This window comes from Terribacillus saccharophilus (genome assembly GCF_000725365.1).
In the GTDB taxonomy this organism is placed as follows: Bacteria; Bacillota; Bacilli; order Bacillales; family Amphibacillaceae; genus Terribacillus; species Terribacillus saccharophilus.
Genome location: NZ_CP008876.1, coordinates 3287271 through 3303208 on the forward strand (window position 1 = coordinate 3287271; position 15938 = coordinate 3303208).

At 42.6% G+C, this 15938-nt stretch carries 15 protein-coding genes, 1 other RNA gene and 1 pseudogene; 11 read left to right on the forward strand and 6 right to left on the reverse strand.

Annotated features, from left to right (window positions below; all coding sequences use genetic code 11):
* Positions 1-173 precede the first annotated feature (173 nt).
* From secG to rnr, 3 genes are all read left to right on the forward strand, one after another.
* Positions 174-407 (forward strand): preprotein translocase subunit SecG, encoded by a 234-nt coding sequence (gene secG / locus GZ22_RS16305; RefSeq protein ID WP_038564772.1) that lies wholly within the window; start codon positions 174-176, stop codon positions 405-407.
* Between the two features lie 120 nt (positions 408-527).
* Positions 528-1283, forward strand: a complete 756-nt coding sequence (locus GZ22_RS16310) for an alpha/beta hydrolase (protein WP_038564775.1) — start codon at positions 528-530, stop codon at positions 1281-1283.
* 44 nt (positions 1284-1327) lie between these two features.
* A complete protein-coding gene (rnr, locus tag GZ22_RS16315; RefSeq protein WP_038564778.1) occupies positions 1328-3616 on the forward strand; it encodes a ribonuclease R in 2289 nt (762 codons plus the stop codon).
* 34 nt (positions 3617-3650) lie between these two features.
* On the opposite strand, the gene GZ22_RS16320 is transcribed toward rnr, so the two are convergent.
* Entirely contained in the window at positions 3651-4511 is an 861-nt protein-coding gene (locus GZ22_RS16320) for a GNAT family N-acetyltransferase (RefSeq protein WP_038564780.1), read from the reverse strand.
* Positions 4512-4628: 117 nt separating this feature from the next.
* Between GZ22_RS16320 and smpB the strand changes: the two genes are divergently transcribed.
* From smpB to map, 3 genes are all read left to right on the forward strand, one after another.
* Positions 4629-5093, forward strand: a complete 465-nt coding sequence (gene smpB, locus GZ22_RS16325; protein WP_038564783.1) for an SsrA-binding protein SmpB — start codon at positions 4629-4631, stop codon at positions 5091-5093.
* A gap of 95 nt (positions 5094-5188) precedes the next feature.
* Positions 5189-5554: a transfer-messenger RNA gene (ssrA, locus tag GZ22_RS18315) on the forward strand.
* Positions 5555-5742: 188 nt separating this feature from the next.
* On the forward strand, positions 5743-6483 hold the full coding sequence (gene map, locus GZ22_RS16330; RefSeq protein ID WP_038564786.1) for a type I methionyl aminopeptidase: 741 nt from the start codon (positions 5743-5745) through the stop codon (positions 6481-6483).
* A 128-nt stretch (positions 6484-6611) separates the two neighbouring features.
* Here the strand turns inward: map and GZ22_RS18680 are convergent, their stop codons facing one another.
* The gene (locus tag GZ22_RS18680; protein ID WP_164072107.1) at positions 6612-6773 is read right to left on the reverse strand and encodes a hypothetical protein; all 162 of its coding nucleotides are present in this window, start codon (positions 6771-6773) and stop codon (positions 6612-6614) included.
* Positions 6774-6964: 191 nt separating this feature from the next.
* Between GZ22_RS18680 and GZ22_RS18110 the strand changes: the two genes are divergently transcribed.
* From GZ22_RS18110 to GZ22_RS18930, 3 genes and pseudogenes are all read left to right on the forward strand, one after another.
* Complete coding sequence (locus GZ22_RS18110) at positions 6965-7582, forward strand: nuclear transport factor 2 family protein (RefSeq protein WP_051748403.1); 618 nt, start codon at positions 6965-6967, stop codon at positions 7580-7582.
* A gap of 151 nt (positions 7583-7733) precedes the next feature.
* The gene (gene murB, locus GZ22_RS16340) at positions 7734-8654 is read left to right on the forward strand and encodes a UDP-N-acetylmuramate dehydrogenase (RefSeq protein WP_038566329.1); all 921 of its coding nucleotides are present in this window, start codon (positions 7734-7736) and stop codon (positions 8652-8654) included.
* A 69-nt stretch (positions 8655-8723) separates the two neighbouring features.
* Positions 8724-8975 (forward strand): annotated as a pseudogene (locus GZ22_RS18930) (CPCC family cysteine-rich protein); the annotation flags it as partial.
* Positions 8976-9267: 292 nt separating this feature from the next.
* Here GZ22_RS18930 and katA read toward each other — a convergent pair.
* From katA to GZ22_RS16365, 4 genes are all read right to left on the reverse strand, one after another.
* Positions 9268-10719, reverse strand: coding sequence for a catalase KatA (gene katA / locus GZ22_RS16350; RefSeq protein WP_038564789.1), 1452 nt, complete (start codon positions 10717-10719; stop codon positions 9268-9270).
* A 327-nt stretch (positions 10720-11046) separates the two neighbouring features.
* Entirely contained in the window at positions 11047-12450 is a 1404-nt protein-coding gene (locus tag GZ22_RS16355; protein ID WP_038564793.1) for a sensor domain-containing diguanylate cyclase, read from the reverse strand.
* Positions 12451-12601: 151 nt separating this feature from the next.
* The gene (locus GZ22_RS16360; RefSeq protein ID WP_038564795.1) at positions 12602-13030 is read right to left on the reverse strand and encodes a BrxA/BrxB family bacilliredoxin; all 429 of its coding nucleotides are present in this window, start codon (positions 13028-13030) and stop codon (positions 12602-12604) included.
* A gap of 3 nt (positions 13031-13033) precedes the next feature.
* Positions 13034-14158 (reverse strand): conserved virulence factor C family protein, encoded by a 1125-nt coding sequence (locus GZ22_RS16365; RefSeq protein ID WP_038564798.1) that lies wholly within the window; start codon positions 14156-14158, stop codon positions 13034-13036.
* A gap of 234 nt (positions 14159-14392) precedes the next feature.
* Between GZ22_RS16365 and GZ22_RS16370 the strand changes: the two genes are divergently transcribed.
* Together GZ22_RS16370 and GZ22_RS16375 are read left to right on the forward strand one after the other, a co-directional pair.
* The gene (locus GZ22_RS16370) at positions 14393-15013 is read left to right on the forward strand and encodes a DedA family protein (RefSeq protein ID WP_038564801.1); all 621 of its coding nucleotides are present in this window, start codon (positions 14393-14395) and stop codon (positions 15011-15013) included.
* Between the two features lie 12 nt (positions 15014-15025).
* Positions 15026-15874 carry an undecaprenyl-diphosphate phosphatase gene (locus GZ22_RS16375; protein WP_038564803.1) on the forward strand — a complete coding sequence of 283 codons (849 nt, stop codon included), beginning with the start codon at positions 15026-15028 and terminating at the stop codon, positions 15872-15874.
* The last annotated feature ends 64 nt before the right edge of the window (positions 15875-15938 follow it).

Consider the following 15938-nt stretch of genomic DNA (forward strand, 5'->3'; position numbering starts at 1 on the left):
AACGGTTTCAGCTTGCAACCAAAAAAGTTCAAAAATCTCCATATAAATTCATTTTCTGCAATAATAGTTCATAGTTTTGTCGCATATCGTCGATTGGACAAGAACATCTTGCCAATTATCTGACACGTATGCTACAGTTGACATAGGTATTTGCTGTTATAGGAGGTGCTGGGATGCAGACAACTTTAGTAGTTCTATTAATAATCGATGCCATTGCGCTTATCGCGTTAGTCCTTTTACAATCTGGTAAGAGTGCAGGTTTGTCCGGAGCGATATCTGGCGGGGCAGAGCAATTGTTCGGTAAACAGAAAGCCCGTGGACTGGACTTGTTCCTCCATCGTGGAACAATTGTTACAGGAGTAATTCTTTTCATTTTGACGTTCCTTTTGGCGTACGTCTTGCAATAATCAAATAGCCAATTTCATCCCTCGTCACAACTTCTGTGGTGGGGGATTATTTATTCCCGATGAAGGGAAAACTAATGCGGAAACCTACTATATAATATAGAAATAACAGGGGAGATACATATGGTCACAATGAAACAGCCAGAGCCGTTCACATTTGAGGGGAAAGGAGATCGAGCTGTTCTGCTGCTGCACGGCTTTACTGGTCATTCAGCTGATGTGCGGATGATGGGCCGTTTTCTTGCTGGGAAAGGGTACACTGCTCACGCTCCAATTTATCGCGGTCATGGGAAAACACCTGATGATATCGTTGCATCGAATTCTGATGAGTGGTGGGAGGACGTTCAGGCAGCTTACCAGGAGCTGAAGGATAAAGGTTATGAAAAAATAGCTGTAGCTGGATTGTCCCTTGGCGGAGTACTTGGTTTAAAACTTGCCTATTCGTATCCTGTAAAAGGCATTATAACAATGTGTTCGCCGATGTTCTTTGATAACGAAACCCAGTTGAATAAAGGATTCAAGCTATATGCAAGACAACATAAACAGCTGCAAGGAAAAGATAATCAGGCGATAGAGCAGGAACTAGCTGAATTGATGGAGGCACCTGCCACTGCGGATATGTTCCAGCGTCTGGGAGCATTTATAACTGATGTGAGCAAGCATGTAGATGAAATTTATGCACCGCTGTTCGCTGTGCAAGCGACAGAAGACCAAATGATCAACACGGAAAGTGCGAATTTCATTTATGAGCACGCAGAGTCAGATTTGAAAGAAATCAAGTGGTACGATAACTCTTCTCACGTTATTACGATGGGGAAAGAAAAGGAACAGCTGCATGAAGATGTGTATCAGTTTCTCGAATCACTTGATTGGGAATAGTTCATACTAGATGAAAAAAGAGCCGAAAAGAAGGTGAAGCAATAATGGAAGAAATCAAACAGAAAATATTGGCTTATTTCAAAGAAAATGCGGCTAAGCCGTTAACAGTAGAAGAAATCGAGGAGCAATTAACGCTCGATGAAGCAAGTGAGTTCACTGTCCTTGTCAAAGGGCTGAATGAACTGGAAACAGAAGGACAGCTTGTAAGAACGAGAAGCAACCGCTTCGGTCTGCCTGAAAAATTGAATCTCGTGCGAGGAAAGATCCAGATGCATGCAAAAGGCTTTGCTTTCCTCATACCAGATGAAGAGGGAGTAGCTGATGTTTATATCCACTATTCCGATCTTCAGTCTGCCATGAATAATGATATAGTGCTGGTACGCATCGAAAATCAGGCCGAGGGCGGACAGCGCCGCGAAGGACAAGTTGTTCGGATACTAGAGCGAGCAATAGCGGAGGTTGTCGGTACATATGAAGATAATGGCCGTTTCGGCTTCCTTATTGCCGATGATAAACGTATCCCAAACGATATCTTTATACCGCGTGGAGCATCAGGCGGAGCGACTGATGGACACAAAGTCATCGCAAGAATCACAAAGTATCCGGAAGGACGCATGAGTGCAGAAGGAGAAGTTATTCGCATACTTGGTCATAAGAACGACCCGGGTATTGATATACTATCCATCATTTATAAGCATGGCATTTCCACTGAATTCCCGCCGGAAGTACTGGAACAGGCGGCGAATACACCAGATACAATCGATCCTGCAGAGATAGAAAACCGCCGGGACATCAGAGATATGATGACCGTTACCATAGATGGTGCAGACGCAAAGGATTTAGATGATGCGGTTTCTGTCAGCCGTCTTGAAAATGGGAACTATCGTCTTGTTGTTTCCATTGCGGACGTCTCTTATTATGTGGAAGAAGGCTCTCCAATTGATGAAGAAGCTTTGGAACGAGCAACGAGCGTCTATCTTGTCGACCGTGTAATACCGATGATCCCTCATCGTCTTTCCAATGGTATTTGTTCTCTTAATCCACAAGTGGACCGGCTTACCTTGACATGTGATATGCAGATCACACCACAAGGAGAAGTGGTGGAACATGAGATTTACCAAAGTGTCATCAAAACGAATGAGCGGATGACATATGGAGATGTGAACCGGATATTGCTAGAGGATGATCAGGAGCTGAAAGACCGCTATTCGGATCTTGTTCCTATGTTCCAGCAAATGGAGGATCTCGCCGCTGCATTGCGTAAGAAGCGGATGGACCGGGGAGCAATCGACTTTGATTTCCCAGAAGCGCGAGTTGCTGTTGATGAAGAAGGAAAGGCGATTGATGTTATCCTTCGGGAGCGCTCTGTTGCAGAGAAGCTGATTGAGGAATTCATGCTTGCTGCCAATGAAACAGTTGCGGAGCATTTTCACTGGATGGATGTACCAGCTATCCACAGGATTCATACTGATCCGGATCCAGATAAGCTGCAGAATTTCTTCGAGTTTATTACGAGTTTAGGCTATACAGTCAGAGGATCATCCTCGGATATTCATCCTCAGACTTTGCAGAAAATCGTGGAACGGGTAAGAGGAACGCAGGAGGAAATGATCATCAACCGACTTATGCTGCGCTCAATGCAGCAGGCGAAATATGATCCGCAAGGCTTGGGTCACTTTGGTCTGGCGACGAAATTCTATACACATTTCACTTCGCCAATCCGACGTTATCCGGATTTGATCGTGCACAGGTTGATTCGTACGTATATTGTCAACAATCAGCTGGACAAAAAGACACAAGATCACTGGAAAGAACGGATGCCTGAGATCGCGAGACAGTCCTCGGAACGAGAACGTGCTGCTGTCGATGCAGAGCGGGAAACAGATGATCTGAAAAAGGCAGAATTTATGCAAGATAAAGTCGGTGAGGAATTTGATGGTGTCATCAGCTCTGTCACAGGCTTCGGATTATTCGTCGAGCTACCGAATACGATTGAAGGTCTGGTTCATGTCAGTTACCTGACAGATGATTTCTACCACTTCGATGACAAGCGTTACGCGATGATCGGGGAACGGACAGGCAATCAATTCCGTATCGGGGATGAAATCACAATTCGCGTTGTGAAGGTAAATATTGAAGAGCGTATCATCGATTTCGAAGTGGTCGGCATGAAGCCGCGTAAGCCGCGAGAGAATCGTGACCGTCCTACAATTATTAAAGCCGAAAAGAAGAACAAACCAGGTGATCATCGTCCGCCGAAGAACAAAGGTAAAAAGAAGCCACCGGCAAGAGGAAAGAAAAGCAAGAAACGCAACACAAGAAAAAGACCATAAAAATAACGCCCCGACTTTATTGTCGGGGCGTTTGTTATCTGATATATTTTCCATAAATGAGCCAAGGATCATTATTTTCCGTGAAGCTGTCGCGAAAGGCGGCAGGTATGCTGGAGGCAGTTTCGGGAGACACGTCCAGCTGCGGTACCAGCTGCTTGTCCGATTGCTTGAGATAGTTGAACACAGTAGTCCATAAGCCGTCTTGTTGAAATACATCTGGCCAGAAATATTGGATTTGTGCTATATCCTGCCCCTTATAGTCTTCTTGAATCGCCATGATGCGGCTGGATTTAGGATCACGAAATACAGCTAATTTTTCTATATAGTCATCCTCTAATATGGCTGAAGCGTAAGGGATCGGGAAATATGCCTCATATGGATAGAAAGCCGCTTTTGCTTCAACAGCTGCTTGTTCAATTACAGCTCGCTTCCTATCTATTCCTTCGATCAATTCCCAAGGTGCAGCAGAAGGGACAATAAATCTTTCAGGGGCTTTCATCAACAGACTGATGAAGGAGCTCTCAGGCTGTATATTAAGTTTATCAAGCACCCGCTGCGCAGGTAGATTGGACTTGAGGGTGATAGCACCGAGCCAATTCATAGTTGGATCTTGTTCGCAATACGCAATAATATGCTGAAGTAAAGAAGTAGCATTTCCTTTGGAGTGAAAACGTATATCACTCCGCAATCGGCCGAGTATCCCATTTCCATTCGGTAAACGGTACACCCCGGCTACTGCAGCAATACCTTCTGCTGTTATCAAGCCAAATAAAGTTTGGGCTGAATTCTCAATCAGCTGTGGGAAGATACGGAGGACATAGTCATCCTCAATACCTGTTTGCATTGCAAGCACTGCCTGATAATCATTTATTGTCAATTGTCTAATGGTTGTCATTTATGTACACTCCAATCGATCGGGTTCACTTGTCTATACCCGATTCAGTATATGAATCGTTAGGATTATCATACAGTTTCTGATAAAATAAAGCTCGTAGTTAGGAGGAAGAAGTCTATGGCTAAGGGACAAGGTAGAGTACTCGCACAGAATAAGAAGGCTAATTTCGAATATGCGATTGAGGAAACGATGGAAGCAGGAATCGTCCTGCAAGGTACTGAGATCAAATCGATTCGTGCCGGCCGCGTAAATTTAAAGGATAGTTTCGCAAGGATTGACCGTGGCGAGGTGCGTATCATCAATATGCACATCTCCCCTTATGAACAAGGGAACCGATTTAATCATGATCCGACAAGGACAAGGAAGTTATTATTGCACCGCAAACAGATCGATAAGCTAATTGGTCAGACGCAGCAGCAAGGTTATTCCTTAGTGCCGATAAAGATGTATATCAAAGACGGCTTTGCGAAGATATTATTAGGTGTCGGTAAAGGGAAGAAGAAATATGATAAGCGTGAAGACCTCAAGCAAAAGCAGATGAAACGCGATGTAGATCGTGCTATGCGTGACCGCGATTACTAAACTTGCATTTTCGAATAAAGATGATATAATGGAAGTTGTCTGGGATTTGATTATCCTGATTTAGAACGGGTTACTTCCTGTAGCCCCCATATCATGGGGACGTTACGGATTCGACAGGGATAGTTCGAGCTCAGGCTGCGTGTCGAGGTTACGGCTCGTAAAACGTTACGCCTAAATATAACTGGCAAAACTAACAACAACTACTCTCTAGCAGCTGCGTAAGCAGCACTAGTGGATCCTTGCTGCTATCGCCCATGTGGCAGATTTGAGGGTCTCAAACTTAAGTGGGCTACGCCATTATTCTCGGCTTGCGGATAATCGGAAGAAGACAATCAAGCTAGCCTCGCTGAAAGCCTGTCGTTAGGCCGAAGCGTGTGCGAACTATAATATAGCGAATACACACGTAGATGCCTGAGTGCCGTTATCTTTGGACGTGGGTTCGACTCCCACCGTCTCCATCCTTACATAGTAGGAATGGAGTAAAGCCTGGAACGTTTAAACGTTCCAGGCTTTTTTTAAGCACAAGGATAAGAGTTCAGATTAATGTCTTGATAGACTGTTTCATCTCTTTAAACACTATGATTTACATTACTTGTGTTTTTCGAGAAAATAGCACTTATACAGTTAATGATCAAAGTGAGGTAAAAAAATGATTGCAAAAACAGAAGAAGATTTTAATGGATTGAAGGAAATTGGTAAGATTGTTGGCTCCATTAGAGATGAATTGGTAAAAAGAACAGTTCCTGGCATAACAACGAAAGAACTTGATGATATTGCCGGAGAGATGTTCGAGAAAGAAGGCGCAGTTTCTGCTCCGAAAAGTGAATATGATTTTCCTGGCCATACTTGCATTAGTGTGAATGATGAAGTGGCACATGGTATTCCAGGAAGCCGTGTTATTTCTGAAGGAGATCTAGTGAATGTAGATGTTTCTGGGTCTAAAAACGGTTATTTCGCGGATACAGGGATTTCGTTTGTAGTAGGTGAAGGAGAAGAAATTTTAACGAAAATATGTGACGTTGCTAAGCAAGCCTTTGAAGCAGGCCTTAAGAAAGCTAAACCTGGTTCCAAAAAAAGCGGAATCGGAAGAGCAGTATTCCAAACAGCAAGACAGAATGATTTGACTGTTATCACGAATCTTACAGGACATGGAATTGGACGCACAATTCACGAAGCACCTGACCATATTTATAATTATAAGGATACATTTGATGATGAATTATTAAAGGATGGGATGGTTATTGCATTCGAACCATTTATTTCAACTTCTGAGGAAGAAGTATTCCAAAAGAATGACGGCTGGACCTATGCTACAGAAAAAAGCTTTGTAGCTCAAGTGGAACATACGATTATTCTTACTAAAAATGGTCCGATTATCGTCACTCTCTAACGAACATTAGAGAATTATTTACGGCCGATTCCCACTTGGGATTCGGCCTTTTATCTGCTTGATATATTTAGTTTTAAATTTGTTCCAGAAAAGAAAGAGGTGCAGAGAGAGAAGTCCTCAGCACCCTATTACGCTTTTTCTTGTTTCCACGTTGTTTCCTCGCCCTTTGTCGGGCATACAGGGAACACATCGTTTTCTTTTATTTCAACTCTTTCACCAGACTGACAGATATACACACCTGTTTGCGGTACACCTTGTCCTGTTCGGAATTCGCGCGTATCATTACTCACTTTGTACACCTCCAGATTTACATATATAGTTTATCCCTTCCCTTTAGGGCTTACTCTAAACAGTCCAAGGAGCTTTTCCTATTTTTGGCGTCAGCGAAAATAGACCATATGATTTCCTTGAGTGCTCGTATCGCGATACAATTATGAAAGTTACTTTATGTCGGAAGAAAAATAGAACGGAGTGAACACTCATGAATGAAACAATTATTACGCTATCAACAGGTGAGCAAATTCGAACAGAAGCGCCTGAACATCAAATACTAGAGCATATAACGAACAACCAAGGCATGATGAATAAAGCTTTTATCGTAATTGGGGACGTACATATTGCTACCGCTCATATAGTTAAGATTCAATCCATTGTAGACGTGATTAAGAGACCTGATCGTTTTGAACAGGCAGATCTTAACGTGACTCCAAAACAGATTGAACAAACAGAAGAAATCGTGAGTCCTAATCAGTTTGAACTTCTGGAGCAGGAGCTTCGGGAAGCAATGCAGACGAGGGATATATTTGCATTGGATACATTTTTGCATGATGATCTTGTTTTCATCAATCATGAAGGCAGCTATGTGACCAAGGAAATGGATTTGGAGGCACATCGGACACTTGCTGTCCGCTTTACAAAAGTAGCTTGTTCCGATCTGCAAATCAAACCGACAAAGGATGGAGCCGTAACGATTTCCCGTATCCACTTGGAAGGACAAGAGGGAGACGAGAAAATCAGTGGTGACTTTATTTATACACGTGTATGGCAGCTGATCGGTGAGCAATACCAAGTGATTACGGGACATTGTACTAAGCTGTAAATGATGCGCATTTGTTCTTTTTTTGCATAAACTATAGGTGTCTGGCCTAACAGGTAAATAAGGGCATTGTCACGTGTGCGAAATGTGGTATACAATACAGGTTGGGGCACGCTGATTTACAGCGGCTAATACAATAATGAGGGATTATATGATGAATGTGAATACATTGGAAAGAGACATAAAGCAATTTTTAGAGGCTGCAGATGTACTTATAGAAGCGCCGCTTGCAGATTATACGTATACAAAAGTAGGCGGAAAAGCGGATGTACTCGTTTTCCCGAGAAGTTACACGGAAATCGAACAGGTTGTTGCTTATACAAAAGAAAATGGTGTACCGCTGACGATCCTCGGTAATGCATCTAACGTCATTATACAGGATGGCGGGCTGCGCGGAGTGGTCATGATCCTGACGAAACTCGATGAAGTCAAAGTAGAAGGTAACAGGATTACAGCTCAGTCAGGTGCAGCGATTATAGATGTTTCCAGAATTGCACTAGATGCTAGTTTGACCGGATTAGAGTTTGCCTGCGGCATTCCTGGTTCTATCGGCGGAGCATTGTATATGAATGCTGGCGCGTATGGCGGAGAAGTGAAGGATGTATTGGAGCAGGTAGTTGTCATAACGGATACTGGTGAGCGTAAGGTAATGACAAGTGAAGAATTAGAGCTTAGTTACCGTACCAGCCTTCTGCAGAAGAATAATTACATCGCTGTAGAAGCAACATTCGTATTAGAGAATGGTGACCAAACGGCGATTAAGGCGAAGATGGATGAACTAACATTCCTTCGTGAATCAAAGCAGCCGCTTGAATATCCATCCTGCGGCAGTGTCTTCCAGCGCCCACCAGGTCACTTTGCTGGCAAGTTGATCATGGATGCAGGACTGCAGCTGACGCGAATCGGCGGTGTAGAGGTGTCAGGTAAACATGCAGGCTTCATGGTAAACGTAGACAATGGTACAGCATCAGATTACATCAATCTGATCAAACACGTACAAGAAACAGTCAAAGAGAAATTCGATGTGAGTCTTCACCGGGAAGTACGGATTATAGGAGATTCTCCAGATAAATGAGAAAGAGTACATCACGTTAGAGTGGTGTACTTTTTTAATTGAGCTAATGAAAGCGAGTGATTAGGAATTATGTTATATATGTGTACTTGCTGCGGGTATAAAACTTTGGAAGATGATGAAGGTTCATATGATATATGTCCAATATGCTTTTGGGAGGATGATCCTTACCAAAATGCGCATGTTTATGAAGCAGGAGGTGCCAACACAGTTTCTCTTATAGAGGCGCAAAAGAATTACATGGATTTTGGAGCTTGTGAAAGGCGAGTTATTCCATATACTAGAGAACCATATAATCATGATAAGAAAGATCCGGCCTGGAGAGTTGCTAAGGATAATCTATCTCACGTCAGGGAAATATGTAATAACTTTGAAGAGAGTAACATTTCTATAAATGAACTTGATAAACGGTTATCTGAATGCAAGGTACCTGATCATATGGAGAAATCCGTTGATAAAGCAAGGCAAGAGATTGAAAAGATTAATTTCTACACATCGGTTTATAAACAAAGAGAAGAAGTGATTCTAGTTTTACATCACATGCTTTCAGAATTATATGGGTATATAAAAACAAAAGGGTAGCTGAACATAATTGTTCAGCTACCCTTTTTCTTTATTAAACTTCCTGTGGAAGTGCAATTCCTAGGCCGTCAGCTACACGTTGGCCCCATTCTTTATCTGCTTTGTAGATATGAGCTACTTCGCGTTCAAGAATGTCTTTTCTTGTAACAGGCTTCATTGCATCAACGAAGTTTTGTACAAGACGAGCTTTTTCATCATCAGTCATAAGGCGATAAAGATCACCAGGCTGTGTGTAGTGGTCGTTTTCATCGTAACCGACGCTGTCAGCTTGTCCGGACACTTCGAATGGAGCAATTTTGCTTGCAGGGTCTTCTTTCGGACCGTTGAAGCTGTTCGGCTCATAGTAAACGCCGCTTCCGCCATTGTTATCGAAACGCATTTGACCATCACGCTGGTAGTTGTTCACTTCATTACGCGCACGGTTGATCGGAAGTGCTTGGTGGTTGGCACCCACACGATAACGGTGTGCATCATGGTAAGCAAACAGACGACCTTGAAGCATCTTATCAGGAGATACATCAATACCCGGTACAAGTGTTCCTGGAGAGAACGTAGCTTGTTCTACTTCCGCGAAGTAGTTTTCAGGGTTGCGGTTCAATACCATGCGGCCAACTTCGATTAGCGGGTAATCTTTTTGAGACCATACTTTTGTTACATCGAATGGATCAAAGCGATATGTGTTTGCATCTTCCATTGGCATGATTTGAACATAAAGCTTCCATTCAGGGAAATCGCCGTTTTCGATTGCGTTGAATAAATCTTCTGTATGATAATCTGGATGCTCACCAGCAATTTTAGCTGCTACAGCCGGATCCATGTTTTTAACGCCTTGCTGTGTCTTGAAGTGATATTTCACCCAAAAGCCTTCGCCTTTTTCGTTAACCCATTTGAATGTATGGGAACCGAAACCGTGCATATTGCGCAATGTTGCCGGAATACCGCGGTCAGACATAAGGATAGTAACCTGGTGCAGGCTCTCTGGAGAAAGAGACCAGAAATCCCAAACCGCATCAGGGTTTTTTAAGTGTGTTTGCGGATGTCTTTTTTGTGTATGGATAAAGTCAGGGAACTTGATTGCATCGCGGATGAAGAATACAGGTGTATTGTTACCGACTAGATCATAGTTACCTTCTTCTGTATAGAATTTAACAGCGAAACCGCGAGGGTCGCGTACTGTATCAGCAGAACCTAGCTCACCAGCTACAGTAGAGAAACGGATGAACATATCTGTTTTTTTACCAACTTCAGATAGGAAGTTTGCTTTTGTATATTTAGAAACATCATTGGTGACTTCGAAGTAACCATGTGCACCGGCACCTTTTGCGTGTACAACACGTTCAGGAACGCGTTCACGGTTAAAGTGTGCTAGTTTCTCAAGAAGATGCACATCCTGGATCAGTGTAGGTCCACGTGAGCCAGCAGTTTGTGAATTCTGGTTATCTCCAACTGGAGCACCCCAGCTAGTAGTTAGTTTTTTGTCTGCCAAGAAAATCACCTCAGAAAAGTATTGTTTAGTAAATCTATAAACATAGTAACATCTTTTTATTAAAAATCAATACTTATTTATAATTATTATAAAGTTATTATAAGGATAAATAAAAAAGGGTAAACCTGCCTTTTGGCTGGTTTACCCTTTTATCTGAATGATACCGTTTTCAATTAATATTATAAAGAAGCTACCCATGTGACTAAAGCACATCCTACTATGCTACCGCTGATTAACAAGTTTGTTTTCCACATTGGCACCCCTCCTCCTTCGATAACTTAATTCTATCAAAATATGAAAGGGTTTTCAATATGCAAGAAAGCCCAATTATTGGAATTGAGCTTCTTTGAGCTGTTGTTTGGATTTGTACATTTCCTGATCTGCGATTTCTATCATTTCTGTGACTGTCAGGGTAGAGCCTGGTGCATAGTCATGGATGCCGAAGCTTGCTGCGATAGGATAAACTTTTATTTTTGAGTCATTCAACCGGGTTAGTTTCTCGTGCAGTTTAACGAGGAATTCTTCTGCTTGCTGGCGAACTGTTTGCGGCAGCAAGATAATGAATTCATCACCGCCATGTCGGAAAAGATATTCATCTTCTGTCAAGGTCAAGGTTATTGTAGAAGCGATAAGCTGAATTAGCTGGTCGCCTTCATTGTGACCATGCTCGTCATTGACGCGTTTCAAGTTGTTTACGTCTACAAAACAGAGGCAGAATGGGTCCTTGCCTTGCTGGAGAAGATCCTCGATAAATTGGATACCGGCACGACGGTTAAATACCCCTGTTAACACATCTCGGCTGGCATGCTCCTGGAGTTCTTTTTCAATCCGTTTAAAGCTTGTTACGTCCGTTACACTGATTAAAAGCGCATCTTTTTTGTTATAGCTGAGCAACTCAAAATTCAGCATCATCCAGTTTGCATGATGTACCAGATTATGGGTGATATAATTCTCAATTTTTACTTCATTTTTTAGTTTTCCTAATAATGCTTCCTGCTCTTTTTTGTCAGGAAAGAAGGAATTGAGAGAAAAACTGCTGACAGTTTGTGGGTTAATACCAAAAAAATGTCCAGCTTGTTTATTGTAAAGAATTATATTTTCGCTATCCAAACAGATGAGTACTACAGGCTGTGGATTGGCAAAAAACAGGCTTTTAAAGTTGCGTTTTTCTTCCTCCAATTGAACTTGGCTGCTGTAGTCTTTTCTCAAGTAGTGATAGAAACTGAGATTGATCACTACGCTTACGACCAATCCACCTGTGAAATTGATAAGCATAATAAGCGAAACAGCACCGGGATGAAAGTAGAACAGACCGCCCAGCAGCATGATATGTGCAATACCTGCCAAGAGAGCATAAATTACCGGCTGTATCGGTAAAAGGGAGGCACAGGCAAGCAGGATGATGAGATATGCATACATATTTCCTTCTTGCTGAAAGCTGTTGAAGGAAGAGAACGCACCTTGGGCGATATACAGCCCTATATAACTGACACTTAGAAACCTTGAATGTACTGATTTGAAAAAGAGAAGGTAACAAGCGGACATCAGCATGCCAATTAGATGTACAAGAGCCAGTGGAATTACGTAATTTGGATTATCTAATGATCTATATAGAGAGATATCCGCAATAAGGAATAGCGGATAACAAGCAAGAAGTGTAATGGAACTCAGCTTTAGCCTGTGTGACAGGAGTAACTGATGATGTGTATCGAAAACGTTTATCTGCTTCATGAATTGTTCCTTCACTTTTTTTAGATAGTGTACTACATAACCAGACAGAAAGCTCCATTTTCTTTGATTCTTAACACATTGTAGGAAAGGGGAATGAAACAAAGAATTATGAACTGAATGATGAACAAAAAAAAGCTGCAAAAGCAGCTTTTTACAGATGGTTATTATATGCAGTTGTAAGATTTTCTACGATTTCTTCTACATCGTAGCCTTCAATTTGCTCGCGAGGGATGAAATGAACCAATTTTCCGTCCTGCATCAATGCGACAGAAGGGGAGGATGGCGGCTGATCTGTGAAGTATTCCCGCATCTTTTCTGTAGCTTCTTTATCCTGGCCTGCAAATACAGTTACAAGATTATCTGGTTTTTTAGCGTTCTGTAAAGATTCTCTTACTGCTGGTCGTGCAAGACCTGCTGCACAGCCGCATACAGAATTGACAACTACTAGTGTGCTGCCTTTTGTTTGATCTACATATTTTTCAACCTGTTCACCATCTGTTAGTTCCTGGAATCCTGCCTGTGTCAGCTCATCCCGCATTGGCTGGACAATACCGCGCATATATTCTTCGTATGCATTCATGTTTTATTCCTCCTTTTGTTTGGTTGCTTCCGTCATTTGTTTCCAGACGGATCCTTTGGCCGCTTCGCCGCCGGCTATCCGCTCAATTGCCATGTTAAGCTGCAGCTTAACTTCGAATTCATTTTCCTGTCTTGCTGCTTTTTCTAGCATCGGCAGGCTTTCGCTGTCCCCAAGTTCATATAGAAACATTGCAGCTCGCCACCTGACGATCCGATTCGAATCGGCAAGTGTTGCTTCCATCGCCGGTGTAGCTTCTTTGAACCCAAGATCGGATAGGCAGTCGCCGGCTGTTCGTCTAACTGTTACGACTTTATCCTGTAAAGCGCGGTATAACAGCGGCAATGCAGCTTTATCTTCTATCATACCGAGATATGCAGTTGCCAGCCGGCGAATGGATGCTTTCGGATCCTGCAGAGCTTTATCCAAGAAAGGAAGATACTCAATACTAGGCTCCAGCGTATCCAATGCGCGATAGCGTACGCGCCAATCATCTTCATTCCAAACATCCATCGTCGGCTGCTGTCGTTTCGCAGCTGGAGCTTGGGGGTTCTTAGCACGTGCTACGAGTTCCTGCAGCCGTTCTGTACTATAGCTTGCGAGCAATTCTTCATAAATATCTTGTCCTACCTGATCCGGATCACCATAGCGGGGATACTGTTCTTCCCATTTGCGGGCAAACACAATATTGTCGTCCCCGGCTGCTTCCATCGCTGCTTCCGTAAACAATGCAGGAAGTCCAATCCGCTTCTCTTGTTCATCAAATAGAAGCTTAATTTGCATCGGTACACCATGAATTGTCTGAACCTGAACATCCACTTGGCCAAAATGCGGCTCTTGGATGCCAGCTTCTGCGGATGCACCTTGACTTTTCTCACCGAATGCTTCGCGTACAGCAGGCAATATGGTTTCCCAAGCTGATTTTGGGCTTCTTTCCAGTGCAAGGAAGTCTGCCACACGGTAAATACCTTTCACACCTTCGATTTGAAATAACGCCTGGACGTAGTCAGGATCGCCAGAAGAATAGGTCTCTCGTTTGTAATCGAAACTGCTGCCCATCGGCAGCATGTCATCCACTACGATCTTCATCGAGTATGGACTCGGGGTAGGCTCGATTGTCACGATTTTCATCGTATTCCCCCCTATATATAATAATCATTTTCTTCCTATAGACTATATCACAGATAAGGTAAAAGGCGCGACAATGCGAACCTAGGACTTGAGCCTAGTGGAAACTAAGTCTCTGTTTCTATTAACCTCTTGAGTGCTGTCTGTTAGAATGTTAATAATACGTAAAAAAATCCACCTTTTCGGGTACAGGATGCTATAATGATTTGGTAAATAATTTACGTTTGGAGTTGTAAAATGGATAATTGGATAACGCAGTTTATGGAACAATTCGGTTATTTTGCGATCGTATTGCTGATGGCAGGCGAAAACGTATTCCCGCCAATTCCTTCAGAGATCATCCTGCTGTTCGGCGGCTTCCTGACAACCACTTCTGGTAGTGTCACTGTAGTCGGTGTTATTATCGCAGCAACGATCGGTGCAGTCATTGGAGCTATTATCCTTTACGGCATCGGGCTTCTTTTAGATGTTGAACGTCTGGAGAAAATCGTAGATCGCTGGGGACATATTTTACGAATTAAAAAAGAAGACATACATAAAGCGGATGCTTGGTTCGATAAGTATGGCGTATGGACAATTTTCCTTTGCCGATTTGTACCCGTGATTCGGAGCTTGATTTCCATACCGGCCGGGATGTCTAATATGAATTTCCCACTGTTCCTTATCTTTACGACATTAGGAACGCTCATTTGGAATACAGTATTAGTACTGCTCGGTTTCTGGCTTGGTGAGTCCTGGACATCAGTGGAAACATATCTTGGTTATTATCAGGATGTCGTTATCGTAGTACTGGCGATTATTATTGTCTTGTTCGTCATTTGGTTCATCAGACGGAATAAAAAGAAAAAAAGTAGCTAGAGGAGTAGAGGCATGAGTATCATTGAGTTCTTTTCGGCCTTGATCATGGGGCTGGTCGAAGGATTGACAGAGTTCGCCCCGGTATCATCTACAGGTCACTTAATCATCATTGATGATATGTGGTTGAAGATCCACGAATTGTTTAACAACGAGGTAGCGAATACATTTATTATCGTTATTCAGCTAGGAAGCATCTTGGCCTCTGTCATCGTTTTTTGGGACAAGTTCATGCAAATTCTTGGTATTCGCAAGCTGCAAGGAAAAACAGAATCGATGCCAGGGAAACAAAACAAGTTCAATCTTGGAATCGTTATTGTTGGCTTGCTGCCGGCTGGGGTTCTTGGGCTATTGTTCGATGATGTAATCGATAAGTATCTATTTTCCGTATGGTACGTTATCGTAGCATTGGTCGTTGGAGCACTATTCATGATCTTTGCAGATAAAGTATCATCCAAAAAGACAGAAACAATCGATTCATTGGATGGCCTAACGTATAAGAAAGCCTTTCTGATTGGGTTATTCCAGTGTATCTCTTTATGGCCTGGTTTTTCCCGTTCCGGAGCAACTATCTCTGGCGGTGTCATTCTTGGATTGAACCACCGTGTTGCATCAGACTTCACTTTCATCATGGCAGTTCCTATTATGGCTGGTGCGAGTCTTGTCTCACTGCGTAACCATTTGCATGCTTTCACGCCAGATGTAATTCCATTCTTTATCGTCGGATTCATTAGCGCATTTGTTTTTGCACTAATTGCTATCCGTACGTTCTTAAAAATTATTTCCAAATATAAGCTTGTTCCTTTCGCCTACTACCGTATTGCTTTGGCGATCGTAATCGTGATTTTCTTGATCATTAACTGATCCCTGTCTTGTACAGGGGTCTTTTTTTTGGCTAGAAGTGCCTTTCATATTATGGCGTCAAAGA

Coding starts and splice junctions, on each gene's coding strand:
- map (WP_038564786.1), top strand. CDS start 5,743: ATGATTGCAAAAACAGAAGAAGATTTTAATGGATTGAAGGAAATTGGT.
- GZ22_RS16355 (WP_038564793.1), bottom strand. CDS start 12,450: ATGAAGCAGATAAACGTTTTCGATACACATCATCAGTTACTCCTGTCA.
- murB (WP_038566329.1), top strand. CDS start 7,734: ATGAATGTGAATACATTGGAAAGAGACATAAAGCAATTTTTAGAGGCT.
- GZ22_RS18110 (WP_051748403.1), top strand. CDS start 6,965: ATGAATGAAACAATTATTACGCTATCAACAGGTGAGCAAATTCGAACA.
- GZ22_RS16375 (WP_038564803.1), top strand. CDS start 15,026: ATGAGTATCATTGAGTTCTTTTCGGCCTTGATCATGGGGCTGGTCGAA.
- GZ22_RS16310 (WP_038564775.1), top strand. CDS start 528: ATGGTCACAATGAAACAGCCAGAGCCGTTCACATTTGAGGGGAAAGGA.
- GZ22_RS16370 (WP_038564801.1), top strand. CDS start 14,393: ATGGATAATTGGATAACGCAGTTTATGGAACAATTCGGTTATTTTGCG.
- secG (WP_038564772.1), top strand. CDS start 174: ATGCAGACAACTTTAGTAGTTCTATTAATAATCGATGCCATTGCGCTT.
- rnr (WP_038564778.1), top strand. CDS start 1,328: ATGGAAGAAATCAAACAGAAAATATTGGCTTATTTCAAAGAAAATGCG.
- smpB (WP_038564783.1), top strand. CDS start 4,629: ATGGCTAAGGGACAAGGTAGAGTACTCGCACAGAATAAGAAGGCTAAT.
- GZ22_RS16320 (WP_038564780.1), bottom strand. CDS start 4,511: ATGACAACCATTAGACAATTGACAATAAATGATTATCAGGCAGTGCTT.
- GZ22_RS16365 (WP_038564798.1), bottom strand. CDS start 14,158: ATGAAAATCGTGACAATCGAGCCTACCCCGAGTCCATACTCGATGAAG.
- GZ22_RS16360 (WP_038564795.1), bottom strand. CDS start 13,030: ATGAATGCATACGAAGAATATATGCGCGGTATTGTCCAGCCAATGCGG.